This is a genomic window from Methylocystis sp. SB2, assembly GCF_049817085.1.
Classification (GTDB): domain Bacteria; phylum Pseudomonadota; class Alphaproteobacteria; order Rhizobiales; family Beijerinckiaceae; genus Methylocystis; species Methylocystis rosea.
In genome coordinates this window covers 2730315-2756675 of sequence record NZ_CP187401.1, presented here as the reverse complement: position 1 = coordinate 2756675, position 26361 = coordinate 2730315, and the positions used below count along the sequence as shown (strand labels likewise).

22 protein-coding genes are annotated in these 26361 nt (G+C 56.1%); 8 read left to right on the top strand and 14 right to left on the bottom strand.

All coding sequences use genetic code 11. The annotated features are described in order from the left end of the window. Window positions 1-435 precede the first annotated feature (435 nt). Both ACPS74_RS13490 and ACPS74_RS13485 read left to right on the top strand, forming a co-directional pair. Window positions 436-1614 (top strand): DUF3095 domain-containing protein, encoded by a 1179-nt coding sequence (locus ACPS74_RS13490; RefSeq protein ID WP_029651993.1) that lies wholly within the window; start codon window positions 436-438, stop codon window positions 1612-1614. Window positions 1615-1795: 181 nt separating this feature from the next. Next, window positions 1796-3580 (top strand): class I poly(R)-hydroxyalkanoic acid synthase, encoded by a 1785-nt coding sequence (locus ACPS74_RS13485; protein WP_029651992.1) that lies wholly within the window; start codon window positions 1796-1798, stop codon window positions 3578-3580. Window positions 3581-3911: 331 nt separating this feature from the next. Here the strand turns inward: ACPS74_RS13485 and ACPS74_RS13480 are convergent, their stop codons facing one another. From ACPS74_RS13480 to ACPS74_RS13455, 6 genes are all read right to left on the bottom strand, one after another. Next, window positions 3912-4754: a hypothetical protein gene (locus ACPS74_RS13480; protein WP_051381853.1), complete on the bottom strand. Its 843-nt coding sequence runs from the start codon at window positions 4752-4754 to the stop codon at window positions 3912-3914. Window positions 4755-4825: 71 nt separating this feature from the next. Next, on the bottom strand, window positions 4826-5920 hold the full coding sequence (locus tag ACPS74_RS13475) for a hypothetical protein (RefSeq protein ID WP_157055308.1): 1095 nt from the start codon (window positions 5918-5920) through the stop codon (window positions 4826-4828). Between the two features lie 39 nt (window positions 5921-5959). Next, window positions 5960-6202 (bottom strand): hypothetical protein, encoded by a 243-nt coding sequence (locus tag ACPS74_RS13470; protein WP_051381852.1) that lies wholly within the window; start codon window positions 6200-6202, stop codon window positions 5960-5962. 159 nt (window positions 6203-6361) lie between these two features. Beyond that, complete coding sequence (locus ACPS74_RS13465; RefSeq protein WP_029651989.1) at window positions 6362-6664, bottom strand: hypothetical protein; 303 nt, start codon at window positions 6662-6664, stop codon at window positions 6362-6364. Between the two features lie 414 nt (window positions 6665-7078). Further along, window positions 7079-7690: a tyrosine-type recombinase/integrase gene (locus ACPS74_RS13460; protein ID WP_244471445.1), complete on the bottom strand. Its 612-nt coding sequence runs from the start codon at window positions 7688-7690 to the stop codon at window positions 7079-7081. A gap of 182 nt (window positions 7691-7872) precedes the next feature. After that, window positions 7873-8694, bottom strand: a complete 822-nt coding sequence (locus tag ACPS74_RS13455; protein WP_036242350.1) for a hypothetical protein — start codon at window positions 8692-8694, stop codon at window positions 7873-7875. Window positions 8695-8706: 12 nt separating this feature from the next. Here ACPS74_RS13455 and ACPS74_RS13450 point away from each other — a divergent pair, with 12 nt between their 5' ends. Continuing rightward, window positions 8707-9321, top strand: coding sequence for a hypothetical protein (locus tag ACPS74_RS13450; protein ID WP_029651986.1), 615 nt, complete (start codon window positions 8707-8709; stop codon window positions 9319-9321). 38 nt (window positions 9322-9359) lie between these two features. Next, window positions 9360-9875: a hypothetical protein gene (locus tag ACPS74_RS13445; RefSeq protein WP_239754970.1), complete on the top strand. Its 516-nt coding sequence runs from the start codon at window positions 9360-9362 to the stop codon at window positions 9873-9875. Between the two features lie 258 nt (window positions 9876-10133). On the opposite strand, the gene ACPS74_RS13440 is transcribed toward ACPS74_RS13445, so the two are convergent. The 7 genes from ACPS74_RS13440 to ACPS74_RS13410 form a co-directional block, all read right to left on the bottom strand. Then, window positions 10134-10289, bottom strand: coding sequence for a hypothetical protein (locus tag ACPS74_RS13440; protein WP_157055276.1), 156 nt, complete (start codon window positions 10287-10289; stop codon window positions 10134-10136). A 186-nt stretch (window positions 10290-10475) separates the two neighbouring features. Then, entirely contained in the window at window positions 10476-11789 is a 1314-nt protein-coding gene (locus tag ACPS74_RS13435) for an McrC family protein (RefSeq protein WP_029651431.1), read from the bottom strand. After that, entirely contained in the window at window positions 11789-14359 is a 2571-nt protein-coding gene (locus ACPS74_RS13430; RefSeq protein ID WP_244471435.1) for an AAA family ATPase, read from the bottom strand. The genes ACPS74_RS13435 and ACPS74_RS13430 overlap by 1 nt, the downstream gene beginning before the upstream one ends. Further along, window positions 14360-17614: a TM0106 family RecB-like putative nuclease gene (locus ACPS74_RS13425; protein WP_051381818.1), complete on the bottom strand. Its 3255-nt coding sequence runs from the start codon at window positions 17612-17614 to the stop codon at window positions 14360-14362. A gap of 420 nt (window positions 17615-18034) precedes the next feature. Beyond that, window positions 18035-18646, bottom strand: coding sequence for a tyrosine-type recombinase/integrase (locus ACPS74_RS13420; RefSeq protein WP_239754990.1), 612 nt, complete (start codon window positions 18644-18646; stop codon window positions 18035-18037). A 117-nt stretch (window positions 18647-18763) separates the two neighbouring features. Continuing rightward, entirely contained in the window at window positions 18764-19930 is a 1167-nt protein-coding gene (locus tag ACPS74_RS13415) for an EVE domain-containing protein (protein WP_051381795.1), read from the bottom strand. A 79-nt stretch (window positions 19931-20009) separates the two neighbouring features. Further along, window positions 20010-20693: a hypothetical protein gene (locus ACPS74_RS13410; protein WP_036241932.1), complete on the bottom strand. Its 684-nt coding sequence runs from the start codon at window positions 20691-20693 to the stop codon at window positions 20010-20012. A 392-nt stretch (window positions 20694-21085) separates the two neighbouring features. On the opposite strand from ACPS74_RS13410, the gene ACPS74_RS13405 reads away from it, so the two are divergent. Together ACPS74_RS13405 and ACPS74_RS13400 are read left to right on the top strand one after the other, a co-directional pair. Then, on the top strand, window positions 21086-21688 hold the full coding sequence (locus ACPS74_RS13405; protein WP_239754991.1) for a hypothetical protein: 603 nt from the start codon (window positions 21086-21088) through the stop codon (window positions 21686-21688). Window positions 21689-21726: 38 nt separating this feature from the next. Continuing rightward, on the top strand, window positions 21727-22242 hold the full coding sequence (locus tag ACPS74_RS13400) for a hypothetical protein (RefSeq protein ID WP_239754993.1): 516 nt from the start codon (window positions 21727-21729) through the stop codon (window positions 22240-22242). Between the two features lie 222 nt (window positions 22243-22464). Here ACPS74_RS13400 and ACPS74_RS13395 read toward each other — a convergent pair whose 3' ends face one another. Then, on the bottom strand, window positions 22465-22707 hold the full coding sequence (locus tag ACPS74_RS13395) for a 3'-5' exonuclease (protein WP_029651435.1): 243 nt from the start codon (window positions 22705-22707) through the stop codon (window positions 22465-22467). A 256-nt stretch (window positions 22708-22963) separates the two neighbouring features. Between ACPS74_RS13395 and ACPS74_RS13390 the strand changes: the two genes are divergently transcribed. Both ACPS74_RS13390 and ACPS74_RS13385 read left to right on the top strand, forming a co-directional pair. Next, the gene (locus ACPS74_RS13390) at window positions 22964-23164 is read left to right on the top strand and encodes a hypothetical protein (protein ID WP_029651436.1); all 201 of its coding nucleotides are present in this window, start codon (window positions 22964-22966) and stop codon (window positions 23162-23164) included. A gap of 182 nt (window positions 23165-23346) precedes the next feature. Continuing rightward, the gene (locus ACPS74_RS13385; RefSeq protein WP_239755002.1) at window positions 23347-26358 is read left to right on the top strand and encodes a type I restriction endonuclease subunit R; all 3012 of its coding nucleotides are present in this window, start codon (window positions 23347-23349) and stop codon (window positions 26356-26358) included. Window positions 26359-26361 lie beyond the last annotated feature (3 nt).

Here is a 26361-nt window from a genome sequence, read left to right as displayed (position 1 = left end):
TAGCCGTTCTTCCGGTCAGCGTCGAATGTCTCGATCGCTGCGTTCTGCTCTTCAGCCAACTTCTAAAATGCGTTAAGGCAATTTGCCATGCCTCGTAGCCGGAGTCAGTGAAGGCTTGGGACGCGCTATTGACGCGTTGGGACCGGCCAGTTCCCTCAGGTTCCCCCCCGAGATCCCATCGAAAGTGGAAGTGCTGTTCCGGCCAGCTCCGGTCATCGGCAATGCTGGACGCCGAAAGTCCGCTTCTGGTGCGAAGCGGCCGTCCGCGAAAGGCTGCTCCTGACCCGTAGCGGACGATCCGGTAGGCGCAAATCCACAGTGCGTAGTTATCAAATCGGACGTTTGACCGCGGTTCCACTTAAGGCGCGATTTCGATAGAGTGTATGTGGCTTGACATAATCACGCCGACTCCCATGGAATGATGAGACCGATTTTATGGTCGATGAATCAACCAGCTTTTACTCGAGCCTACCGGTCATTTCCTCTTTCTCTGTCGCCGCGCGTCCAGAAAACCATGTTCCGCTCCCAGATGGCTGGGTTGTCGGATTTGCAGATGTCGTCGGCTCGACAAACGCGATCGAGCAAGGGAGGTATAAGGCGGTTAATATGGTGGGGGCTGGCGTCATTTCTGCCATCACAAATGCCATTGAACGCCGCCCGTTCCCCTTTGTGTTTGGCGGCGACGGCGCAAGCTTCGCGGTCGACCCTAATGACGCAGACGCTGCATCGCAGGCGCTTCAAGCGATGGCGGCTCATTCAAAGACTGAATTCAATCTTGAACTGCGCGTCGCAATGTTGCCAGTTTCGTCGATCCGTGCCGCTGGTGCCGACGTTTGCGTCGTTCGATACGAAGCCGGACCTGATTGCGTCTACGCAATGTTTTCGGGTGGAGGCCTAGGTTGGTTTGCAGATCAGGTCAAAGCTGGGAACCATCTTCTGGATTCCGCATCTAATGGAGCCGTGCCAGACCTGTCCGGGCTTAGCTGTCGCTGGGGCCTCGCCCCAGCCAAGCATGGCATTATTCTGTCTGCAATGATCGCTCCACGTGGGTCGGATCCGCGTTTCTCTGCCTTGATGGAAGAGATCATCGCCCTTATCGCGACACTAGAGAACTCGGGAAACCCCGTGACATTGAACGCGTTGGTGCCCGGTCCGGCCGCGCAGGCAATCAAACTTGAGGCAGCGGCGAAGACCGCGACCGGCGACTGGCGTTGGATGGCGTGGATAAAATCAACCCTACTTTACACGCTTAGTTACCTCGCCTTCCAATTTCGACCGAAGGCTGGAGGTCGCGATATGGATGTCTACATGGAGAGCATGATTACGAACGCAGACTTTCGCAAGTTTGACGATGCTTTGTACCTGACCCTCGACTGCTCGCCTGCGTTCGCCGAGGAGTTGGATCGGCGCCTTGAAACAGCCGCTGAGTTCGCCCGATATGGAACGTTCATACAACGATATGCACTTTTGACGTGCTTCTTGCTTTCCAATGAGAATATCGGCCGTCCTTTAAGGGGGAAAACCAACAGCCTTGCTCACATCCACTTTATCGATGGCGCCAGTGGCGGATACACCATGGCGTCGAAGGCTATGAAAAATCGATCATGGGAGTAAGCGATCAGAACCCAAGCAACGAGCGGCTTTCGAAAGAGTCCCCTTCTGGCACCTCTCCGCCCTTCGCCGAATGGGTGCTCATGACCCGTAAAAGACCTTCGGAGAGTCCGCTCGCGCCCAGCACTTGACCAGATGGTATGACAAGGATTGCATGGACGCTGAATGGACCGCAGGTGGGCATATGGCTCAGAATTCGACGCAGCCAACATGGGATCCAGCCGCTCTCGCGACGCAATTGGGCAAGATCGCCGAGCAGAGCCAGCGGCTCGTCCAGGACTTCCTGCTCGATCGGCCGGATATCGCGCAGCTCGGCATGGGCGATGTGACGACGCTACCCCGCGCCTTCATCGAACTGACGACGAAGATGATGACCGATCCGGCGGCGATCGCCCGCACCCAGATCGATCTATTCAACGATAGCCTGCGCGTTTGGCAGACGACGGCCGAGCGCTTGATGGGGCATAGCGCCGGGACCGAAGAACCGCCGCAGGACAAGCGCTTCAAACATCCCGACTGGACCGAGAGCGTGGTCTTCAATTTCGTCAAAGAGAGCTATCTCATTTTGGCCAAGGCTGTGCTGGCGGCGGTGCGCGGCGTCGAGGGGCTCGACCCGGCGACCGCGCGCAAGGTCGACTTCTATACGCGCCAGTTCGTCGACGCGCTCTCCCCGTCCAATTTCATCGCAACCAATCCGGAGGTCCTCGCTGCGACGCTCGAGACTGGCGGACAGAACCTTCTGCGCGGACTCGAGAACCTGCTTGAGGATTTGCAGCGCGGCAAGGGTCGGCTGTCAATCACCATGACCGACATGGGGGCGTTCCGCCTCGGTGACAACATAGCGGCGACGCCGGGCAAAGTCATCTTCCAGAATGACCTGATGCAGCTCATCCAATATACGCCGGCGACGCCCGACGTGCGTCGCCGACCGATGCTGATTGTGCCGCCGTGGATCAACAAATTCTATGTGCTCGACCTGCAGCCGAAGAATTCCTTCATCAGATGGGCCGTTGACCAAGGCCACACGGTCTTTGTCATCTCCTGGGTCAATCCCGACGAGAAGCTGGCCGAGAAGAGCTTCGAGGACTACATGCAGGAGGGTCCGCTCGCCGCCCTCGACGCGATCGAGATGGCGACGGCCGAACGTTCAGTCAACGCCGTCGGTTATTGCCTGGGCGGCACGTTGCTCGCCTCAACCCTTGCCTATATGACCGCGCGCGGCGACGCGCGGATCGCCAGCGCCTCCTATTTCGTCACGCTTGTCGACTTCGCGGATGCCGGCGACATGGCGGTGTTCATCGACAATGAGCAGCTCGCTTCGCTCGATGAGCGCATGAAGGAGCGGGGCTATCTTGAGGCGCAGGACATGGCGATGTCGTTCAACATGCTGCGCTCGAACGATCTGATCTGGTCCTTTGTGGTGAGAAATTATCTCCTCGGCAAGGAGCATTTACCGTTCGACCTCCTTTACTGGAACGCCGACTCGACGCGCATGCCGGCAGCCATGCATTCTTTCTACCTGCGCAATATGTATCAGATGAATCTGCTAGCGAAGCCCGGCGGCATCCGCCTATACGACGTGCCGCTCGACTTAACGCAGATCACGACGCCGACCTTCATCCTGTCGACGCGGGAGGATCACATCGCGCCGTGGAAGTCCACCTATGCGGCTACCCATCTTTACAAGGGGCCGGTCAAATTCGTTTTAGCCGCCTCGGGCCATATGGCCGGGGTGATCAACGCGCCGGGCGGAAAGTACGGTCATTGGACTAACGATGACCTGCCGGCGACGCCCGACCAATGGTTCTCTGGCGCCGCTGCGCAGCAGGGCTCGTGGTGGCCGATCTGGGACGAATGGGTGACGGGCTTCGCCTCCGGCCGGATGCCCGCGCGCCAGCCCGGCGACGGCAGGCTGACCGTAATCGAGGACGCGCCGGGCTCCTACGCCCGGGTGAGATCGGACGCTTGAAGCGGCGGCACACGGGGGCGTCAACTCTGTTGGGGTTTGGTGTCGCTGCGAAAGTCGGGTTGTGGCGCTAAGCAGATTCGGACAACTCACGTCATTCAAGGCAAGAGGCGCATTGCACAGGCGGCGCGCCCGAAACCGTGCTGACCGGTTAAATTCCCCATTCGGGCACGACACGGTCGAGTTAACGGCTCTCTTGCGTGAGCGCTGCCGGCAAACTGCGGCCAATCTCCGCAAGGGTTTCGTGGCTTTGATCGTTGCGGCGGAAACTCATTGCGAAACTTCCACCTTTTGCGACGTCGCGTAACGCTCATTATGAAACTACGACTGGTTTTCACGCCGCCTCCGGCGCATCCACATTTACTTTAAACTCGATCCGAATGGGAAGATCGCTCATGGCGTAATGCACAAATTGTTGCCCCAACTCTGTAAGTTCATATCCTTTGGTGTCCTCAAACGCGGACTCAACGGTGTTGGACGCTGGTTGCCTGCGGCGGCGCTGCGCGGGCACACGCAAAAAATTGCCTGTGTAATCCTTCTCACGGTGTTGGCGAATAATGCTGCCCGTGCTGAGGTCACGGATCAGTAACTTGAACAAATCGGCTTCGGCAGAATCTTCTCGAACTTCATCCTTGCCAATTTTCTCCCATATCCGCGCACGGGTAACCCCCTTGTCGTTATAAATCGACGAAATGACAGTGAAATGCATCTCGCTGTATATGCTTATCCACTGGAGAAACATCCTCACGACATCATCGCTGGTGAAGCTGGAGGCGGCAGCATTTGCGAGGATATTCCTAACAAATTTGCGCTTTTCCTCGCTCTCAGTCCCCGACCAATCTCGGAAAGCCTTGCGCACTAACGACTGATATTCGGGACTTGCGACACGTTGGGCGATTTTTTCGTCATTCATGTCGAGACGTGCCATGATTTCCAATATGGTCTGAGCCTTCTCAACCATTTCATCCTGTAGCATCTTCAGCCAATGCTCAAAAAAAGTGTTTATTTTCTCCTGTTCTTGTTCCGACCATGCGCCCGCGCCCGCCGATAAAATACCGCCTACAAATGGGATAGCGCCGCCCGCTGCATTGAGGACTGCTCGAATTGCTCGACCTCCGCGAAGTCCTTTCGGAGCTTCGTTGTCAGGATCATTGCCCGGCTCAGACGACTCAGACATTGGTGACCTCTGTTAAAGTTTCCGATCATGGACAGCTTGGCCTATGAACCCATGCCATCGGCAAATGCATTTTATGAAAACAGTCTAGCCATAACTTCCGCGACCCAGCTCCAAACCGTCGGCTGAACAGCGGTCGCAATGAGGCTGCCGATAGCGCCCTCCGTCAGATTGCGGAGTGTGCGCCCGGCCTGTTGAACAATGATCTGATCTGGCTCATCGGTGAGCTGCGCGCGAAGGGTTGCAAGTTGTGCGTTCGCTTTTTGCTTGTCCCGCGCATCAAGATTTAGCTCATGGAGGTGAGTTGTGAACTCATCAACAAACCGGACGAGGTCGGCTCGGTTCTCCGCGGTGTAGGCAGTCTGCTGGCTCTGCACCGCACGTTCGCCAGCTTGCTGCACCGGAGAGTTAATCGCTGTACCGATATTGGTTGTGTTGTTGACGATGTTATAGCTGACAGACGGAAAGCCTGGAATCGGCTCGTCCGGATGGCGTTGCGCGCCCTCAATCGCATCAATCCCGCTGGCATTGATCCGCGCTGTGCCCGGAATGCTAAACGTCTGAATAAGCCCCTTGTCCTTCAAATAACGCCAAGCCGCTTGTGATTCCTCATCGGTCAATCCAGTGATGGAACAAAGCTCCGACACGAAAATGGGCTCTGAGCTGGTACGATTCCTATCATAGAGACTGTTCAGCATGCGCCATGCCTTGTCTTGGTTCTTCTGAGACTCGGTCATGACCGCGCGGCCTCCAATAAATCCAATCTCGATGTCTCGAAGCGCGCCGTCGAGCCTATGCTGAAAAACTAGGGTGTATTGGCTGCGCATTTGTTGCTGGATTTGTGGAAATCCCGCTGATGGGATTTCCCCCAAAACTGTGTTGGCAAGGTTCTCAAGATGCGGGCGAGCCCAAGGGGTGATTTCCTTCGGAGGAACGTTCATCCTGCTGGCAAAATCGCGAATGATGCGCATTGCCTCCTCGATAGATTCCGCATGAATCTTATCGACACATTCCACAACCGAACTAATAAGGACGCCGCTTGAGGCCAAGCCACGGGCCGCCGCCTCACTGGTGAGACGGGCTCGCTCCGCTTGCGCCTTGTGGTGCGCAGCGTGCATTATCCTCGATAAATTGCGATCAAGGTCGCCTTTGGTGGGAGCATCATACATACGGGTGTCCTCAATTCAGGCGTGAAATCGTGCTTCTGCTCACATTGAACCGCCACGCAAGGTCGGCCTGCGTCGCGTTGGCTTTGGCGAGGTCTCGCAAGGCTTCGGCGCGCTGATGCGGCGTGAGGGCGGGGTCCGTCCCATGTGAACGCCGCGCGCCTTGGCGCGCTCGCGGCGCTCGCCGGTGCGGCCGCGCATCAAGTCACGCTCGAACTCGCCGGTGCCGATCGCACCGATCAGCGCGGCCCACCAGTCGCACCCCTTGATTTGCAATAATTGCATTCACGTTGAGCGGCAAAGAGACGATCCGTTCCATGTGTCCTGCCAACAGAACGCAGAACAGCACAACCTCTGTAGGGTGACACTCTGATCGGCAACCTTCAACGCAAAAAGTAGCGCCTATCGTCGCCCCACGCGCTCGGCCAAAATTTTCAGGAAGGTCTATGTAGCAGCGCGCGCGTATCCGTCCGAGGTCAGCCGAAAAACCACGCGGCCCTCGGAATCTTCGAGGCCGTCCTGTTCAATGAGGCCGGCCACAAGGAAATCATCAAAAATCGCGCGGGGCAATTCGACAGGACAAGATTGGAAGCCCTGCGGCGTGCTCAACGCAAGAGCACGACCGTCTTGCGTCGTGAGCGAGATAAAATCCCGCTTGATACGACCCGACGGCACGCCTTTCTCGAACAGAATATAACAGTTGTTTTTGGTGACCAGCCCGAGAAACTCGGTTGAATTGATGTGCATGGCCTAGGATCCGTAACGTTCAAGGTGAAATGGGAATGGCCAAGGTCGGTTGCAAGGCCAGATTTCTACACCTGTGTCTCGGAAGACCCCCCGCGTGCGCTTCAGAGCCCCGTAATTCGGGAGCAAAACAGCATATCAGCCATCTGGCTTCGAGGGTTTAAACTCCTCAACGTAAACCCTTGGGTCGTTAGCCTCGCAGGCAGAACACTCCTGAACTGTTTCCGGTGGCATGAGTGCGGGGATGCACGGCGAACATTGATTGAGCCGCTTTACGAACGAAACAAACACCGTTGGCACGCGAGCAATACGCCCGTCATTCGATCTTCATCAGCGCAATCTGTGATCACCATCCTGCTCGCAATAGTGCTGCTGCTACAAGCATCCATTTTTTTCCTTTTGTCCCGATAACGACCCTCAGATCACTTCCACTATCCTTCGCTGCGCGTCACCGTTCGCCTCGATGTAGCGCTGCGTCGTCGACAGATTCGAGTGTCCCGCGAGCATCTGCACGTCTCTTAACGATCCACCGACAGTCGAGATCTTTCGCGCCGCGTTGGTGATGAACGTTCGGCGTCCCGAATGGCTTGAGCATCCGCTGAAGCCCAGCTCGGCATACCAGCGTGCTATTAAGTTAACGATGGCCTGGGCTGATGTCCTGGTAGACCTCTCGGTCGAGACCACGAAGGCAGACGGGCGAACGACGGGTCGGGCTTCCTTCAATTCGTGAAGGGCCACCCTCAGCTGAGAGTTCATCGGGATGATCCGACCCGACCTTCCCTTGGAGGCGCTATCCTGAAGGTGAATCGCGGTTCCGATCGATCCCTCAGAATCAGTGACCATGTCCCACGTCAAAGACGCGATCTCCTTCGCGCGCAACCCCGCTCTAACCGAGAGGAGTACGATGACGCGGTTTCGAATGGGATGACGTGTTCGAGCGACGTAGCTAAGGAGAGCGTCGACCTGTCCTTTAGAGAGAGTCTTCGCCTGCTTCCCGAGGGCCATGAGGGTCTCCAGACTGATGATCATTTGTGAGTCTGGAGCTTCATTATAATCAGTTTCGTCCCGCCGTACACGGCGGATACGGTCCGCTCTCTTAAAAAACAATCCTTTAGAATAACTGATGATAGAATAGATATTAGATCATCAGTCCGCTGAAGCGCTAATGCGTTCTCTTGAAATCCCATCGAGGAGGAGCGTTCGCTCCCCGGTCATTTTCCAGATGGGATGGGCTGGTAGTCGCCTGGGAACTCGCCGTTGGCGACGTTTAGCATGATTTTCTCAGCCTTCTTAATGTATCGCTTTGCGGCTTTCAACGCGCGCTCTGTATCGGCGATGTCGTCCGGGTTGTACAGAAGGGTTGAAGGAATCTTGGCAACTTTGCGCGCGGCTCTCGTTTCGAACGAAGCATGAATGACTTTGAGGAGTCTTTCCCCTCGCAGCTTTCCCTTGTCCAAGGTTGAGATATAGACATTAAGAATGTCCGCCAGTTTTCCCCTTTTCACCTCGGACCCTGCCGTCATTCTATAACGCGCCGTTGAATTCTTTTTCTGCTTCGTCCTTGTCGATGCCCTTTCAGCCCAAGCGGCGCTGATGATCTCCTTAACGTCCCTAGACAGTTTCGTTGGCGATTGGGTCAGCGGAATTTCGACGATAATAGCGTTTGGGGCTCTCGACTTGTCCTGATCTGGATCCAGTCGGCGCACAACGTGGATCTCTTCGAAAAGCTCCGAGTGTGATTCCCACCATTCTTCGGGAAAGAAATATTCGTCGCCCCACGGCTCATAGAATTTTTCGCGTTTTTTCAGGACTGCCAAGATCTTGGGATCTTCGCTGAACCTGGCGAGCCAAAGGAATTCGTACCAGAGGAGATAGGCCTCTTCGAGTTCGACGAGCCGTCCCCTCAGTTGGACTTTGGGTCGTTTTGGACATTTTAGTGAATCGGACATCTGGCAGATTATAATCTTTGATCCGAGAAAAGCAATCTCCGTTGTGAGAGGGTCTCCCAAGTCGGCGTTATTGGCCGAAAGCAAGGAGATTCGAGTATGTCTGACGAGATCGAACTAAATGCTGCATCGACGGTTCAAAATGGAACCGAACCGACGAACGATGGCGTGGATCACTATGTGCAGAGGTTTAACTCACTCAGAAAAGAGTCAGCGGCGGGTGTGATCGACATCGCAAACGTTTTGACCGAAGCCGAAGGGAAGCTCACGAAAACGGACTTTGCGTCATTCTGCACCGAGGCAGGGGTAGCCAAGGGACGATCGTACCACAAGAAACTCCGCACGATCGGCAAGAACGCTTCGCGCCTCAGGCCGCATTTAGAGCTTCTGCCCCATTGCTGGACGACGATTTACAAGCTCGCTCAGATGCAGGCTGATAACTTCAGGCAACTTGTCGCATCGGGAACCCTTTCTCCGAAAATGACCGCGAAGGACATCGGCAAATTTCTCGGAACACCTGCGAGTAGAGAAGGCATGAATGAATCGTCGAGAAGCAAAGATGCAGGCCGGAGGGTCGTCATTTCCTTCGGCAAATTAGACGTCGATACAAAGAAACGAGTTGCCGCGGAAATCTTCGAGTTAGCCGGGGGCCTCCTGGCCTCGAACTCTGGATTGGATGCAGCTGCGAGCGACCCGCTCAATATCGCTGCGTGATTTCGAGCACTCAGTCTTTAGTAAAGGGAAAAATCGAAATGAGTGAGGATGCAGCCAAATTTGGCTCGGACAAAGATGCTTCGCTTGGCGGTAGCAGCAACGCGAACGTTGAGGTGTCTGAAGCGCGGACAGCACCACAGACAGTTGCAGAGGTCGAATTACCAGTTGAGGCAGGAGGGATGATTACGGGCGACTTGCACGCGTGGTACGAGGCACGTAAACATCAAGACGAGATCAATCGAGAAGAACCCAATAGCTGGCTGTTGAGCTACCCAGAGGACGAGCGATGGACTATCGAGCACCATGGATTTAATGAGGCGAACAATCCTATCAATAAGGAATACAACCAAAAGCTGCTACAGCTCTGTCACGAGTACAACAGCGAGCCATTGGACGACTACCCCGAAGAAATTCAAGGGGCGATAAATGCCTGGGTTTTTACAGAAATCTCAAATTTATTGTTCTTAAATTGGCCAAGTTACGTGGAATCTGGCGTCACCGATAGGCTCAGTTTCGATGAATTCCTAAAGGCAAAAGGAGCCGATCGTTATTAAAAGCGGCCGGTAGAGTAGCAGCGGAGCACTTCTTAATCTACGGTAAGTGGTATGGAAAGCTCGACGGGGCAAATCCCCGTCGAGCTGACAGCCTGGTCAAATGGGTGCCCCTCACCAAAAAGATCTCGGTTGTCCCGTTCTTCGGACGCTGCGGGATGCATCGCGAATCGAATGCGCAGCAGGGTAAGGCGGCTAAATGTCGTAGGTCAGTTTGAGACTGTATGAATTCCGTCCACTACTGCTTTGTCGCGTTCGGCGTCACGTCATGCGAGCCTGGTGACGAGCAAGTTCAATATTCACTTCGCGGAGCGAATGTGTTCCACCTTCTGTTAAGCCACGTTCGTCATAGCGGCGAGCGAGATCCTCGAGCGCGTCGGTTTCGATTTCACTGATGTCGCGGCTGGCGTAAATCATTATTCGCTTCTTCCATTCAGCTAAGTGATTTCGTTACCGATCGGAAATCGGACACAAGTCCTTTTTGCCCATAGCTGCGCTCTTCCATTTCATCCGCATTACCACAACCAATCTCGCAGCCATGTCGTAACCAAGAGGGACCTTCGACACGAATTAGGAGCGACGATTTCAAAGCGAATTGATACATCATGTCGTAGGTTGAACAACTGGCTCGTCGACTTGAATTAGACGTCGGATTCGATCGAGCACGTGATTACCGTTTGCCACGTCGAAACTTGCGATCTCAAGGATGGTCTCACGCCCCGTTATTCGGTGTCGAGCGTGAATGATATCCGCGCTGCCCAGCGCCGGATGATGCGGATACAGGAGTGTCAAGCGTGGGGCGCGGTAAAGCTGTGCATAGGCCATCATCTGGTAGACATCGCCTTGCGAGACACCCTGTTTTGGATCGTCAATTCGGGAAGAAATCCGCTTCCATTTTGTATCGATCACGTGGGTCACAATGCCCGCTCGCCGTATCAGGATATCGGGCTTCGTCTGGAAAAGCCTTCGCTCAGTAGTTTCCGCGGTGAGACAGAAAAGCCGTCCGCCCTGCAACGAAACGGTCAGATCAGTTCCCGCAAGGCACTGGGATATTAAGCGCCCAATATACTCCTCGAACAGAGCATTCATCTCGAAGAGCAACGCGGTACCCAGGCCCGCGCCGGTGGTGGTTGTCTGATAGCGGTTCAACAGGAAAAGTCGGGCCATCCCAAGTAGCTCTTGCCACCGACGATTGGTCCGATCGATCACAACTTCATCCCACCGGAGGGCTGACACCATATTTTCTGCGATATCCGCGTATACGAAAGCCAATTCGCGTAGCCGCTGCTGATTTGCCGAACTCCGCGATATCCTCGATAAGTGTGTGACCGCTGCCCTCATGATACGGTTCAAGGCAGTGTCTTCGGAAAGAACGTCGAATCGGCACGAAAGACGCGATGGATTTACTGCATGACGGGTGAACTGGCGCGCAACGTTGAGTCTACCACGCAAGGCTGACAGGTCGTCTTCCTCCTCGACATAACGGCGTGGCATCCCCTTGCGGACCGCCTCGGTAAGTTTTTCACAGAAGATGCGGATCAGGATTTCGAGAAGATTCTCACGCTGCCACGCAAGATCCGTGACCGAACCGAGCTCTATCTTCAGATCGAGCGCTACAGCCAGCATGTATATTAAGTGCTTCCGTATCGCGGCATTCTGATGGTTGTTACTCTCCCCGGGCGCAATATCGATCTTGGGCAGAATCTCCAGACTGCAGTCCTTCGCGGCCAAGATCCCGACCACGCCTCGCGCGCGCAGCGCGTGCCTGCCGTGTTCCAGCACACCGCTTCGGCCCCTGCCTGCAAATTCAGAACGTAGCGCCAATGTAGCCAGCCGATTTGCGAATTGTTCGGGGATCTGCCCGTCACGGTCACCATAGGTGAGCTTCTCCCATTCGCGGACCGAGTAGGACTTCATCAGGATTCGAACTCCAAGAAGTCGAATTCCGCTTTGACTGTCCAGCGCACTTTTTCGCTGCGGACTTCATCATCAAAACCCACGGGAGTCGTCAGCGTCTTTGCTTCGAGGAAGTAGGCGTTGACTGCCCCGGCACTGTCGCCGAGCACAGCGGCCACCTTCGACCAGTCCTCGTAGAAATACTCAGCTAGTAGCGGGATAACCCTGTGACGTATTACATCCTCCACATCTGCCCGACTGCTGCACCTGGTGAAGTAGGCGTGGCCGATCTGATGTTCGCGGTCGAAGAGATATTCGATCCGCTCGTTGATCGTGGTCAGCAGCTTGTTGAGATTGATGCCGTCGAGGTTGTCAGCGTCGAGCTTTCTGGCAACCATAGCTTTCTGAAGCTCTGAGGTGTCCGGCATCAATTCGCGGAAGGCGAACCGGCGACGGAGCGCGGTATCGAGCAGCGCGATCGAGCGATCGGCGGTGTTCATCGTGCCGACGATGTGCAGGTTCGGCGGAACGCCGAAGCTCGTTCCGGAATAGGGAAGCCGGACTCTAACTTCGTTCTCGCAGCCAAGACGTTTGTCTACCTCTAGCAGCGTGATCAACTCGCCGAAAACCTTGGAGATATTCGCTCGGTTGATCTCATCAATGATGAGGACATGTGGCCTTGCGCCTGCAACAGGGCGTTCCGCATTCGGATCTATAACAACCGTTTCTAGGGCGTCCCAATCAACCAAATCCGGATCCAGTCGATACACTGCCTGCCGCCTGAAATTCTTAGGATAGAAAGCTGCCCGTTCTGCCCCGTTGTTATCTCTCCAAATCCATTCGACCCTGCGTCTATGACGGTGAAAGCTCGCGGTCGGTTCGAATTCATACTCACCCGTTACCTTCCCAAACGCGCGGTATCTGTCTCTACCGTCCGAAACAACCACATAATCGCCGATCTGGAGACCCGACCTGAACGCGAAGGTCATCTCAATGTTGGGATCCTTGCCAGAAGCGTTCGTATGCTTCGCGTTCCACTCCTTTCTGATCTCCTCGAAATTATCGAACCGGTCATCGGACCAATCAATATCACCGCCCCAACCAATATGGATTAGCGAGTGGTCGAGCCCCTCACGTATCCAGTCTTCCTGGGTTCCGCGTTGCCCCAAGGCGATCTTGTAGATCGGCCTCGAGCGGTCGAGCCTCTTTGCCACGGCATTTCCCGTATCCAGTCGGGCTCTTTCGCTGATCACTTTGAACACGCCAGGATGGGCCTTGAGACTGAACCCGCCTGAGGCCACGGTGTCGCCCCGCTCGTCATCTGCCAACTCAGACTCGGTCGTCGGTCGGAGCCCCTCCACGAAATCTTCATACGAGAACGACGAATGGAAGGTTACGAATTCGATTCGACCGTCGCTGGCTAAACGGCGATACTCCGTCATTAGCGCGTCTCGGTCCTTTCGCAGCGGGGCCGCCGCTGCTTCGCCCATACACAGCCGCACCGCTTCCCAAGCAGTCGCATAGGTCTTACCGGTCCCTGGAGGGCCGTAGAGGATCAGATTGGTGGGCGAGGACATCTTGACAGACGGCTCTGATGCCATGATTTGTTGCCCTTCTGGCCCGGCGAGCTGGTATGTGAAAACTGTGGAGCTGCTAGGATTTGGCTCGGTGTGAATAGGCACCGGGACTTTGGCGAGCTTCTGTAGTTTCTCGCCGCTTAACGCGCTGCAGATGACTGGAAATGCGTTCTGCAGGCCCATGTCTTTTGCCAAATTCCCTGCGCGGATCGAGACCTCTCCCGCACCGCTTTCACGGGCTGGTTCGATGTAGTAGTTCAGCGCGCAAAGCCGTGTGCGGTCTGCATCGCGAATGAGGTGATCGTAACGTTCTGGAGGAGAAATGGGTCTGTTCTCTTCATCCACAATAATGAAGCCCGCATTATGCAGCCGGGCAGCTGCATCCATTTTCTGCCCCCAGCCACCGTTCAGTTCGATTTTCTTCAGGATGTAACCCACAAGAGGCTTGGTTGGGTACACGCGACTGCCACGCTCGCGCGTGGAGCGCACCCAATAGTCGCGCGGATCACCGAAATGACCAAAGATGTCGACGTGGTCACCATTCTGGCGATAGCGGTCAAAGGCATCCATTGCGGCTTCGATGTTGCGGCGAGAAAAATCTTCATTCGGCTCCGAGTCTTTATTGCCGAGCGCAGCAAGGAGAACACGAATGTCTTGAGGCTCGTTAATTTTCACGCAAAGGCAGTCAGATTCTGGAAAAGACCAAGGCCTGTTGAGGCCAGAGTGCCGCCCCCCGTCCTTTACTCCTTGAATAAAAGGCTTTCCTTCATATTCTAGGCGCGCGCGTTCGATTGCGTCTCGCCATTTTGGGGCGACGAAAAAATTTCGGGCTTGGCCGGTTAACTCCCAGATGATGGTGACCTCGGGCCCGTACGTGAAACCAACCATGTATTTCGTCGCGCCACCATTGGGTCGGAAGCCGCTGTCGCGGATGACCGCTAGCAATGCGTGACGTCTCGCGTTCGGTTTCTCAATCTCGTTCTCCGCTATGCGATCCTCAATGTCTTTCCACATTCAATCCTCTTTCCTTACTGGCAACGCACAGAGCGTATTCACCAGTCGCATCTGCCCGACCGTCTCACACTTCGCATCCCGCAGTCGCGGCGCTCCGAAGACGAGCGCAAGTCCCTTGGCGCGCGAAACCGCTACATTGATGCGATTGAGCGAGAATAGGAATTCCATGCCGCGTGGCGTCTCCTCAGCCGACGACGCCGTCATCGAGATAAGGCACACCGGCGCTTCCTGGCCCTGAAACTTGTCAACCGTCCCGACGCGGATACCTTCGGGCAGCGCGTCCCGCAGGGCGTTCACCTGAGCGTTATAGGGAGCGACGACGATTATGTCCGGCTCGCGCATGGGCCGAGTTGTGCTGTCCTTCTCCGTCCAGGCGCCGGACAATAGGTCACGCACAGCGGCTTGAATGGCGAGGACTTCTTCCTGTGCGATTTGGGCGTTGCCTTCATGCGTAACCGGCACCCAGAAGGCCCCAGCCTCGGGCAACGACGTGCCGGTTACGCATTGGCGAGCGGTGTCGGGATGGCTGGAGAGCCGCCCTTCATAGACCTGATCTGAAACGAAGCGGCAGACCTCTCGGTGCATGCGGCGCGAGACCGGCAGGAAGATACCGCGATTAGGCGGAACCGTCGCATGATCGCCAAGCATCCAGTCAAGGCACGACAGGTTCGCGGGCTCGGGATGCGCCCCTTGAATGACCTGCGGCAACTGACGCGGATCGCCTACAAGCACGATGTTGCGGGCACCCCGTCCCATGGCCACCATGTTGGCAAGTCCGACCTGTCCGGCCTCGTCCACGAAGAGCCAGTCGAAGGACTGCTCGAACTCGGGACGTGAGAAAAAGAAGGCGGTTCCGCCGACGACATGTGCCTGCGTCAACGCGGGATCATCGTTCGACGTCGCCCGCGTTACTCCTGTGAAGCCTTCGGGATAGCCGTCTTCGCCACCGCTGACTTTGTGGGCCAGTTCGACGTTCACCAGCGCTGTATCAGGATCGTCTTCCTCTAGCGCCGAGAGACAACCCATCAGCACGTTGCGGATGGCCTCATGGCTGTTCGATGCGACGCCGACGCGATGAGCCTTGCGCACCAGCGACAGGATCGCGCGAGCGGTGACAAAAGTCTTGCCCGTGCCGGGTGGCCCCTGGATCGGCAGAACCGTCCCATCCATCGCACTTACAGCTGCAATCGTGCCCAGAGTCGGATCGGCGCCGTCCAGCAGGTCGGGCCGCGCGCCGGTAGTCAGGCGGGGCACAGCGCGAGAGAGCAGATCATCGACCGCCGTGAACCGACGCGGCCCGCATTGATCGGCAATCACATCTCGCAAGGCGCCGGCAATGACGTCGGTGTTGAGCGGCCAGTCCGGGTGGAGCGTCAGACGGTCCGTAAGAAGATGCGCCTTCGCCGGGCCTGCCTTGACCGTGATTTCGCGCGCGGTCCGGTCAAGAGCCTCAATGCTGATCGTAGCAGGTGGCCCGTCAAAGACCGGCACCGTCGCGTTCTTGCCGCCCCGCAATTTCGTCTCCTGCGGCGGGAAGCGATAGGTGCGTGCCATCGAGCGCTTGACTGGAACAGCCGAGCCAGTGGCTTCCAACCCGGCAAGAGCATCGAGGTCGTCGATAAGATCATCCTCGTCTTTGCCCACGCTGTCGAAAACCGCCCATTGCGCCGGCTTCGCTTCGCGCTTGTGGAAGAGACCGAGTTTGAACAACACGTCCTGTCGGTCTTGCGGCAAGCCGGACGCTAAGAGGGCCGAACGCAGGGCCTGCGTGTCGGCATCCTCTTCGACCTCCTTCATACTCGCGTCCTGGCCGAGCGACGGCCAGGGTCCCGCAGGCCGAATGCCAACCAGCCAGACCCTCAATTCCTCGGTCGAAATGCAGTCGACGCGATTGTAGTCCTCGATCTCGTCTAGGATCTGCTGATCGCCGGTCTCGCGCCACCGCTCATAGGCGACGATCGAGCCCCCGGCGGTCTTCACCTCGCCGTCGCGCTTGCGGCCATAGAAAGCCTCCATCGACTTGATGGAATAATTGGGCTCAGATCCGATGAGCGCCCCGCGCACGACTGCAAACAGATCGACAAAACGACGTTCGCGCAAAAGACGGTCGAGGAAGGCTTCGCCGATGCCGTATTTCGTGGTCAGCCGCCGCAGCGCAGTGATTTCATAGGGCGCATAGTGATAGATGCTCGCGGCAGGATATGCCGCGAGACGCGCACGGAAGAAATCCAACAGATCGGTGAGTGCCCGCGCTTCGGCAGCATGATCGTGCGCCCAGAAGGCGCGGAACTGGCCATCGAACCAGACGCCATGCAGATATTCGAGACCACCCTCGAAATGCGGGTCGCCTTCGATGTCATAAAACAGATCGCCCGGTTGCGGTTCAGGCAGCAGATCGAACCCCTTGCCAGGCTCCGGGACGCGCAGTTCGAACGAGGGTGTGCCTGTCTTACGGGAATGTTGCAGCCGAGCTTGTGCCACCAGACGGAAGCGCGTGTGTTCCGCCATGCCGCGAACTGGATAGTCAAGACTGGCGAGCGCCTCCATGGTCCTGACGCTCGCCGCTTCCAGCTTCTTTACCTGTCCACGGCTGATGTTTGCCACGTTGAACAGGCTGTCTTCTGCGTCCCAAATGTCAGCGCAATGGTCGCCCCAACGGCAAAGCCCACAATCCACGCACGGGATGGGACGTGTTGGCTGCGGATCGGCCACAAAGCATTCGAGTCGAGTCCGCGCGATGCGCCCATAGGCGGCGTAATCCGACAGCCGCAAGGTGGCTCGGGTGCCATCACCGAGTTCAACATGGGCGAATTCTGGTGCCACGCCCTGAATTTCGGTCAGTAGGTCTGAATAAAGCACTAGTTGAAGCACATGCTTGGGATGCACGCTGCGCTTCAGCTTGGTATCAGCCACCTGGTAGCTGAACTGGCCGAGCGCAGAGGGCTTCTCGACACGCTCAAGAAAATCCGCCCAGCCGCCCCAGTTACCGGATAGGAACGCGCCCTGAAACACTACTTCTGTTCCAGTCGCCAGCGCCGCCCGCGTAGTTTCGGCGTTGCAGGCCAGGTCGCTTCGCGCGATCTCCACAACACCGCGTCCAGCTGCATTGAGCCGCGCAAGATGCGCCGCCTCATGGGCGTCGCCCTTTTTTTGGAGCAGCGCTGCATCCTCGCTATCGTTTCGTGGCTCTGGACTGGTCCCGCGCATGTAGGCCAAATCGAGGGCGGTTGCGTGAGCACAACCCATGAAGCGCATTAGGTCCGAAGCGGATAGTAGAGTACGGCCGTCGAGGTTCCTCAATTTCTGCTCCAATACGTGTGATGCTCAATCCTTAAGGGAATCGCCTCGACAGGCATCAAATTCATCTTAGGTTGTGAGGCTGTCAATTTCTGGCATAGAGGTCGAATGTCCTTCGCCGAGGCTCAGGATTTGCTCCGCCTTGCGCAGATGACGGCCTTTAGGCGCGGCGGCATGAGCCGTGAGGACACTTGTATCGAAGGACCGCATTGCCCACCTAAACATGGCTCGCGTTGGAGGCGACACAGCGCACCGGCCGTCCGGTATCCAGGGTTTAAACCCCTCCACGAAAACCTTCGGGTCGTTAGTCTCGCGCGAAGCAAACCCCGAGGCAGCAGCAAGCGTCAATTTTTTCACGCTCCTTTCCAAATCTGAACGTCAGATTGCTTCCACTATCCTACGCTGCGCGTCACCATTCGCTTCAATGTAGCGCTGCGTCGTCGACAGATTCGAGTGCCCCGCCAGCATCTGCACGTCTCTTAACGATCCACCGACAGTCGAGATTTTTCGAGCCGCGTTGGTGATGAACGTCCGGCGTCCCGAATGGCTTGAGCACCCGCTGAAGCCCAACTCGGCATACCAGCGGGCCATTAGGTTCACGATGCCCTGGGCCGATGTCCAGGTAGACCTCTCGGTCGTGACCACGAAGGACGATGGGCGAACGACGGAACTAGTTTCCTTTAATTCCTGAAGTGCGATCCTCAATTGCGAGTTCATTGGGATGATCCGACCCGACTTCCCTTTGGAAGCGCTATCCTGAAGGTGGATTGCGGTTCCGACCAGCCCCTCAGAATCAGTGACCATGTCCCACGTCAGAGACGCGATCTCCTTCGCACGCAACCCGGCTCTTATTGAGAGGAGTACGATGACGCGGTTCCGGATGGGATGACGTGTTCGAGCGACGTAGCTTAGAAGAGCGTCGACCTGTCCCTTAGAGAGGGTCTTCGCTTGTTTACCGAGGGCCATGATGATCTCCAGACTGATGATCATTTGTGAGTCTGGAGCTTCATTATAATCAATTTCGCCCAGCGGTACAGGGCAGATACGGTCCGCTCTCTTAAAAAACAATCCTTTAGAATAACTGATGATGGAATGGACATTAAATCATCAGTCGGCGAAGGTACGTTTGGCTCGCAACAACGAGGTCAGACGCTCCCGCATTTTGCCGTGGTGTATCTCTCTGTGGTGGGTTGGGCAGAGGCAAACTGTATTCTCGATAATGTCTTCTCCGCCCTGCGAAAGCGGGGTGAGGTGGTGCACCTCGACAAATTTCGCGCCGCCGTCAGTGACGAAGGTTGGAGATGGACAGCCTTCGACTTCGCAGAAATATCCCGCCCTTTTCCGGGTGATCGCAATGACGAGCGGGCGGCGTTCGTAGACCAGCTGTTGAACCTCCTCGCGTCTCGGCTTCCGAACGATCTTTCCGCTTCGGTAAGCGTCCATAAGCTGATCAAAAGATTTTTCCTCGAGTCTGCTTATCTCCTCGTCAAATGAGAACTCGCTCGCTTCGGGAGATTTCAACGACTCCCAAAGCCGCTCGTACTCATGGTTCAGTCTTTGCTGATCAATGTCGTTCTTTGCGATGTCGAAAAACTCTGCCCATACCTCACGATCGATCGCCGAGCCGCCAGGGAGTCCCTTACGCTCATCTCTCGGATCAATCGAACGCAGATTCATAAGCTTATTATAAACGCCAGTTGAGACTCGACCGAGCCGTTGCGAAAAGCGCTCAACTGGCGAACCTACGGTCTTTGAGATCGGCTTGTCCCAAATGCTCGCATAAAGATGCAACGCAGCTACGACTTCGTCCCTTTTCCAGTCTTGTCCAATCTTGGACCACAAGACCTTTAGTCGCGCTGCCTCGCCGTCTGTGACGGAGAAATTCGTTCCGGCGGGTCTGCGGAGAATAAGGAGGTTATGCAATACACTGTCGTCGGAAAGCCAGTCTCGCTTGAGCGCCTCCTTTTTGTTTGCCACTCTCAAAAGTTTCATTCGAACCCGAATGGCGACACCTCTTTTCTCTTCATCTCTCCAGAATCGTAACGCTGCCGGGTCGTTGGGTTGTAAGCGAGGCTGTTCCAGGACCTCACATTCGGCAACTATCCCGGCCTTCTCCTTCTCTCTCCCTTGAGCCTTCCAAATATATACGGTGTCGCCTACATCGACGTCACGGTGATAGGCGTTAACAAGCCAGGAGATTTCGTCTACCGCGTCATGAAGATAGCCATCGATATCGAAGATTTCTGGATTACCCTGAAAAATCCACGTCCGCACTTTTGTGTCCTTGTCAGAAAACGCCGGTCTTGATCTTCGAGCTCACGACCGCAAGCAGCTCGCAGAGGTTGCCCGCCACCTATTCGCCAGGGAAAAGTCCGTTTGCCACGTTGAGAACTATTTTCTCGCCCCTGTCTCTGTATTCCCTCACATTTTTGAGCATGCGAAGCTTGTCCCCAACGATATCGACGTTCTTTCGTGGGCGGAAAGGAGCTGGAATCTCAGACAATTGCTTATTTGGATAACCGCTGAGAAAATGCTTTTGTATTTCCTCGAGCAGTTCTTCACTGCTCAGCATTTTATTGAACCTCCAAATGTCATAGATGGCTAAGATATTAACAAGGACGCCGAGCTTCGGCTCAGAACCAGCTGATAGGTGGAAAAGAGCACGAGATGTCCTCTTGTCTTTCTTTCCCGTTTTTCCTCTTTTCTGGTACGCAGCTTGGATGATAGCTCCTACCTCTTTTGTCAGTTGGGTAGGTGATTTGTAGAGCGGGATTTCAAGGATTAGCGAGCGGTTATCTTCCGGCAATTCGCCCGGCTCCAACTCCCTGACATAGTCCATCTCTTCAAACAGCATATCGTTCTTCTCCCACCAAGTATCAAAGTCTTGGTAAGGAACAAGGTCCCAGGCCTCATAGAACTCCTCGCTAGCCTCCATAGCTGCCAGCACTTCCGGATTGTCACTCTCCTTTGCACGCCGGAGAAATTCATACCAAAGATGGTAAGCGAGCCTTGGATCGCTAAAGCGCTTTTCGGACATTTGGTCGGCGACCCTCCCGGAGTTGCGAATCATGAATTTGTTAAAAATGCACGGTGGCGTGCTGAAATCCAATCATCCGATGCTTTCCCGCTGGATGTAGCGTGGCCGAATGTTCCTGCCGCATCACTCCTCGAAAATTGCGCGGTTCAAAATTGAACCCGCGTTCGGGACAGACCTACTACCAGAGCGTTGGCTTTTGAGAGGCATCGATCAGGTTAGCGTCCGAATAAAGCGTAAGCAGAGTAGCTGGTCCAACCACCAAAGCGCAAAGCTCGGGTTCCGTCGCGAACACTTCTTTGTTGCGAAGTTTGGGTCCGTGAAAAACGAGCCACTCCGTGACATTGCTTCGACGTCGGTTGGACGTTCAAGCCTCTCATAGGAGCCTCAATATAATGGATCAGGAAGTTACGAACTTGAGTTCGCATTTTGCGGTTCAAGATCGAACCGTTGTGACAAACGACGGCGTCGATTACTACGCGGAAAGATTCGAGAATCTAAGGCAGGATTCTACCGGCTCGGTTCTGGACCTCGCCACGACCCTCGCAGACGCAGAGGATAAACTTTCTAAGGAGGACTTCAGGTCTTTCTGCGCCCGGGTCGGGGTTGCTGCGGGTAAATCCTATCACAAAAAACTACGCACAATCAGCAAGAACGCGTCGCGCCTTAGGCCGCATTTGCGTCTTCTGCCGCACTGCTGGACGACAATCTACAAGCTCGCTCAGATGCAGACCGGCAAGTTCAACGACCTTGTCGCATCTGGGGGCCTGTCTCCAGGAGTGACCGCGAGAGATATCGGCAAATTTCTCGGCGAAGGCATGAATGAACGGTCGACAAGCAAAGATGCAGGCCGGCGTGTCGTCATTTCCTTCGGCAAATTAGACGTCGATACGAAGAGACGAGTTGCCGCGGAAATCTACGAGTTAGCTGGGGGCCTCCTGGCCTCGAACTCTGGATTGGATGCAGCTGCGAGCGACCCGCTCAATATCGCTGCGTGATTTCGAGCACTCAGTCTTTAGTAAAGGGAAAAATCGAAATGAGTGAGGATGCAGCCAAATTTGGCTCGGACAAAGATGCTTCGCTTGGCGGTAGCAGCAACGCGAACGTTGAGGTGTCTGAAGCGCGGACAGCACCACAGACAGTTGCAGAGGTCGAATTACCAGTTGAGGCAGGAGGGATGATTACGGGCGACTTGCACGCGTGGTACGAGGCACGTAAACATCAAGACGAGATCAATCGAGAAGAACCCAATAGCTGGCTGTTGAGCTACCCAGAGGACGAGCGATGGACTATCGAGCACCATGGATTTAATGAGGCGAACAATCCTATCAATAAGGAATACAACAAAAAGTTGCTACAGCTCTATGACGAGTTCGAAAGCCAGCCATTGGACGACTACCCCGAAGACATTCGAGGGGGAATACATGCCTGGGTTTTTACAGAAATCTCAAATTTATTGTTCTTAAATTGGCCAAGTTACGTGGAATCTGGCGTCACCGATAGGCTCAGTTTCGATGAATTCCTAAAGGCAAAAGGAGCCGATCGTTATTAAAAGCGGCCGGTAGAGTAGAAGCGGAGCACCTCTTAATCTTCGGTAAGTGGTATGGAAAGCTCGACGGGGCAAATCCCCGTCGAGCTGACAGCCTGGTCAAATGGGTGCCCCTCACCAAAAAGATCTCGGTTGCCCCGTTCTTCGGACGCTGCGGCATGCATCGCGAATCGAATGCGCAGCAGGGGAAGGCGGCCTGGCCGGTCTATCGCACGGTAGAGAACTTTATGCGAACTGGGGTGTAGCAAAGTCCACGAAAAACTCCGACGCGGGCTGAACTCCAGAAACAAGAGGCCTGTCGCGGGCACGGGTGCAGGCGACGTAAAACAAGTTTCGTTCGGTGTCATGAACTTCATCGAGTTCCGACTCGTCGGCGACGGTTTCGATGCGCTCCTGCAAGGGCAATACGTCGTCGTCGCAGGCCATGACGGCGACGGCTTTGTATTCGAGACCCTTGGCAAGGTTCATGGTGCCGATGGCAACCCGCCCCTGTGGCTGCTCCGGAAAGTTCCAACTGCGTGTGACCGGCGGCTTTCACGGCGGCGCGCGCCCTGGCGAGCTGGTCGTTGGCGCGGACAAATAAACCGATCTCGGCGGGAGCGATTCCATCGGCCACGGACTGCTTGATCCAGTCGGCCACGCCCTGGATCTCGCGGTCGGCGTCAGCGAAGATCTGGATTTCCGGGTCGGGACCGTTGAACACGGACACGGTGCCGCGCCGATCTTGTTCGTTCCCGTCAACATCCTGCACGATCTTGGGAAGGAGGCGGTCGGCCGCCTGCCGGATTTGATGCGACGTTCTGTAATTGACCTTGAGAGTGCGCGGACCTGCCGCGAATATCGTTACTACGTCGTCCCGATTCCGATGCCTGACGCTGACACCGTCGATCCGCTTGCTGCCGAAATGGATCGAGCACTACAATGAGCTTCACCCGCACCGCGCGCTCCGATATCGTTCTTCAGGCGAGTTCATCTCCGAAGGATTAACCGCAAAGAGTGTGGAGCCTTGTCCGGTATATAAGGGGCTACAATACCTCGGCTTACGTCTGCTTGCACACCATGCAGTCGCATGCAATCGGCAGATCCAGAAAAGAGTAAATCCCCGCCATGGCGATGATCACACCCGAGCGCCAACTGGAAGAGTCGCTCGTAGCGAAGCTACGGGATCTCAAGTACGAATATCGCCCCGACATCCGCGACCGAGCTACGTTAGAAGCAAACTTCAGGAAAAAGTTCGAAGCCCTGAATCGCGTCACTCTCACCGACGGCGAGTTCCAGCGACTGCTCGACGAGATCGTCACTCCGGATGTGTACGAAGCCGCCCGCTCTCTGCGGAACCGGGAAGCGTTCATCCGCGACGACGGCACGCCGCTCAACTACACCCTCGTCAATATCAAGGACTGGTGCAAGAACGCCTTCGAGGTCGTCAATCAGCTCCGCATCAATACGGACAACAGCCATCACCGCTACGACGTCATACTCCTGATCAACGGCGTCCCCGTCGTTCAGATCGAGCTAAAGACGCTTGGGATCAGCCCCCGCCGGGCCATGGAGCAGATCGTCGACTACAAGAACGACCCCGGCAACGGATACACCAAGACGCTCCTCTGCTTCGTCCAGCTCTTCATCGTCAGCAACCGCACAGAGACCTATTACTTCGCCAACAACAACGCCCGCCACTTCGCCTTCAATGCCGATGAGCGCTTCCTGCCCATCTATCAGTTCGCCGGGTTGGACAACAAAAAGATCACCCACCTCGACTCTTTCGCCGAGACATTCCTCGTTAAATGCACGCTCGGGCAGACGATCAGCCGTTACATGGTGCTCATTGCCAGCGAGCAAAAAGTTTTGATGATGCGGCCGTATCAAATCTATGCGGTGAAGGCCATTGTGGACTGCATCACCCAGAACTGTGGCAACGGCTACATCTGGCACACCACCGGCAGCGGCAAGACGCTCACCTCCTTCAAGGCCTCAACCCTCCTCAAGGATAACTCTGACATCGAGAAATGCCTCTTCGTCGTGGACCGCAAGGACCTCGACCGGCAGACGCGCGAGGAGTTCAACAAATTCCAAGAAGGCTGCGTCGAGGAAAACACCAACACCGCGTCCCTGGTGCGCCGTCTCCTCTCGGACGACTACACCGACAAGGTCGTCGTCTGCACAATCCAGAAACTCGGCCTCGCGCTGGATGAAAACAGCAAGCGCAGTAAGCAGCAAAAAAAGGACGGCGGACGGACCTACAAGGAGCAGCTCGAACCGCTCCGCGACAAACGAATCGTCTTCATCTTCGACGAGTGCCACCGCTCGCAGTTCGGCGAGAACCATAAGGCCATCAAGGAGTTCTTCCCCCGGGCGCAACTCTTCGGCTTCACCGGCACGCCTATCTTTGAAGAAAACGCCAGCCGCGTGAAGATAGAGGATCAAGAAGCGTCGTTTCAGACGACCAGCGAGCTCTTTCAGAAGCAGCTCCACGCATACACGATCACGCACGCGATCGAGGACGCAAATGTCCTGCGATTCCATGTCGATTTCTTCAAGCCGGAAGGCAAAAAGCTGCCCAAGCCGGGCGAACCGCTCGCGAAGAAGGCCGTTATCGGGGCCATCCTCGCCAAGCACGACGCCGCCACCGGCGGGCGCAGGTTCAATGCCCTGCTCGCCACCGCCTCCATCAATGACGCCATCGAATACCGCCGTCTGTTCACCGAACTTCAGGCAGAAAAGCAAAAGGCCGACCCTGACTTCCAGCCGCTGAATATCGCTTGCGTCTTCTCTCCGCCTGCCGAGGGCGATGCCGATGTGAAGCAGATTCAGGAAGACCTGCCGCAGGAAAAAGAGGACAACGCTGTCGAGCCAGAGAAAAAGAAGGAAGCCCTCAAGGCCATCCTCGCCGACTACAACAACCGCTATGGCTCCAACCACAGCCTCGGCGAGTTCGACCTCTATTATCAGGACGTGCAAAAGCGCATAAAAGACCAGCAGTGGCCCAATGCCGACTACCCGCATGCGCAGAAAATCGACATCACCATCGTGGTGGACATGCTGCTCACTGGCTTCGACTCCAAATACCTGAACACGCTCTACGTGGATAAGAACCTCAAGCACCACGGCTTGATTCAGGCCTTCTCGCGCACCAACCGCGTGCTCAACGCCACCAAGCCCTACGGCAACATCCTCGACTTCCGCCAGCAGCAGGACGCCGTCGATTCCGCCATCACCCTTTTCTCGGGCGAATCAGCCGGAGAGCAAGCCCGCGAAATCTGGCTCGTGGACAAGGCCCCCGTGGTCATCCAGAAACTGGAAAGCGCCGTGCAGAAGCTGGACGCCTTCATGAAATCCCAAGGCCTCGACTGCGCCCCGGACGCCGTGCCCAATCTCAAGGGGGACGCCGCACGCGCCGTCTTCATCGAGCGATTCAAGGAAGTCCAGCGCCTCAAAACCCAGCTCGATCAATATACCGACCTAACCGACGAAAACGCCGCCGCCATCGAGCAGATTCTCCCCAAAGAAAACCTGCTCGGTTTCCGTGGCGCCTATCTGGAAACCGCGCAGCGCCTCAAGGCCCAGCAGGGCAAGGGCACGGACAAACCGAGCCAGGATGTGGACCAGCTCGATTTCGAGTTCGTCCTTTTTGCCTCAGCCGTCATTGACTACGACTACATCATGGGGCTCATCGCCCGCTACTCCCAGCAGACGCCGGGCAAGCAGAAGATGAGCCGCGAGGAGCTCGTCGGCCTAATCCAGTCCGACGCCAAGTTCATGAACGCGCGCGAGGATATCGCCGCCTACATCGCCACCCTGAAAGCGGGCGAAGGCCTCAGCGAAAAGGCCATCCGCGATGGCTACACCCGCTTCAGGGCGGAAAAGGAAGCGGCGGAACTGTCCGGCATCGCCACTAAGCACGGGCTCGCCACCGCCGCCCTGCAGGCCTTCGTGGACGGCATCCTGCAACGCATGATTTTCGATGGCGAACAGCTCACCGACCTGATGGAACCGCTCGGCCTGAACTGGAAAGCCCGCCGCCTGAAGGAACTCGACCTCATGGCCGACCTCCTGCCTCTGCTCACCAAACGCGCCGGGGGGCGCGACATCTCCGGGCTCAGCGCATATGAGCTGTAAGGC

Bases quoted from the DNA above. Each gene is read 5' to 3' on its own strand.
- ACPS74_RS13430 (WP_244471435.1), bottom strand. From the start codon at position 14,359: ATGTGGAAAGACATTGAGGATCGCATAGCGGAGAACGAGATTGAGAAA.
- ACPS74_RS13385 (WP_239755002.1), top strand. From the start codon at position 23,347: ATGGCGATGATCACACCCGAGCGCCAACTGGAAGAGTCGCTCGTAGCG.
- ACPS74_RS13465 (WP_029651989.1), bottom strand. From the start codon at position 6,664: ATGCACATCAATTCAACCGAGTTTCTCGGGCTGGTCACCAAAAACAAC.
- ACPS74_RS13395 (WP_029651435.1), bottom strand. From the start codon at position 22,707: ATGAACCTTGCCAAGGGTCTCGAATACAAAGCCGTCGCCGTCATGGCC.
- ACPS74_RS13475 (WP_157055308.1), bottom strand. From the start codon at position 5,920: ATGTATGATGCTCCCACCAAAGGCGACCTTGATCGCAATTTATCGAGG.
- ACPS74_RS13470 (WP_051381852.1), bottom strand. From the start codon at position 6,202: ATGCAATTATTGCAAATCAAGGGGTGCGACTGGTGGGCCGCGCTGATC.
- ACPS74_RS13445 (WP_239754970.1), top strand. From the start codon at position 9,360: ATGAGTGAGGATGCAGCCAAATTTGGCTCGGACAAAGATGCTTCGCTT.
- ACPS74_RS13450 (WP_029651986.1), top strand. From the start codon at position 8,707: ATGTCTGACGAGATCGAACTAAATGCTGCATCGACGGTTCAAAATGGA.
- ACPS74_RS13425 (WP_051381818.1), bottom strand. From the start codon at position 17,614: ATGCGCTTCATGGGTTGTGCTCACGCAACCGCCCTCGATTTGGCCTAC.
- ACPS74_RS13405 (WP_239754991.1), top strand. From the start codon at position 21,086: ATGGATCAGGAAGTTACGAACTTGAGTTCGCATTTTGCGGTTCAAGAT.
- ACPS74_RS13490 (WP_029651993.1), top strand. From the start codon at position 436: ATGGTCGATGAATCAACCAGCTTTTACTCGAGCCTACCGGTCATTTCC.
- ACPS74_RS13420 (WP_239754990.1), bottom strand. From the start codon at position 18,646: ATGATCATCAGTCTGGAGATCATCATGGCCCTCGGTAAACAAGCGAAG.
- ACPS74_RS13400 (WP_239754993.1), top strand. From the start codon at position 21,727: ATGAGTGAGGATGCAGCCAAATTTGGCTCGGACAAAGATGCTTCGCTT.
- ACPS74_RS13435 (WP_029651431.1), bottom strand. From the start codon at position 11,789: ATGAAGTCCTACTCGGTCCGCGAATGGGAGAAGCTCACCTATGGTGAC.
- ACPS74_RS13410 (WP_036241932.1), bottom strand. From the start codon at position 20,693: ATGTCCGAAAAGCGCTTTAGCGATCCAAGGCTCGCTTACCATCTTTGG.
- ACPS74_RS13480 (WP_051381853.1), bottom strand. From the start codon at position 4,754: ATGTCTGAGTCGTCTGAGCCGGGCAATGATCCTGACAACGAAGCTCCG.
- ACPS74_RS13440 (WP_157055276.1), bottom strand. From the start codon at position 10,289: ATGATTTACGCCAGCCGCGACATCAGTGAAATCGAAACCGACGCGCTC.
- ACPS74_RS13485 (WP_029651992.1), top strand. From the start codon at position 1,796: ATGGCTCAGAATTCGACGCAGCCAACATGGGATCCAGCCGCTCTCGCG.
- ACPS74_RS13460 (WP_244471445.1), bottom strand. From the start codon at position 7,690: ATGATCATCAGTCTGGAGACCCTCATGGCCCTCGGGAAGCAGGCGAAG.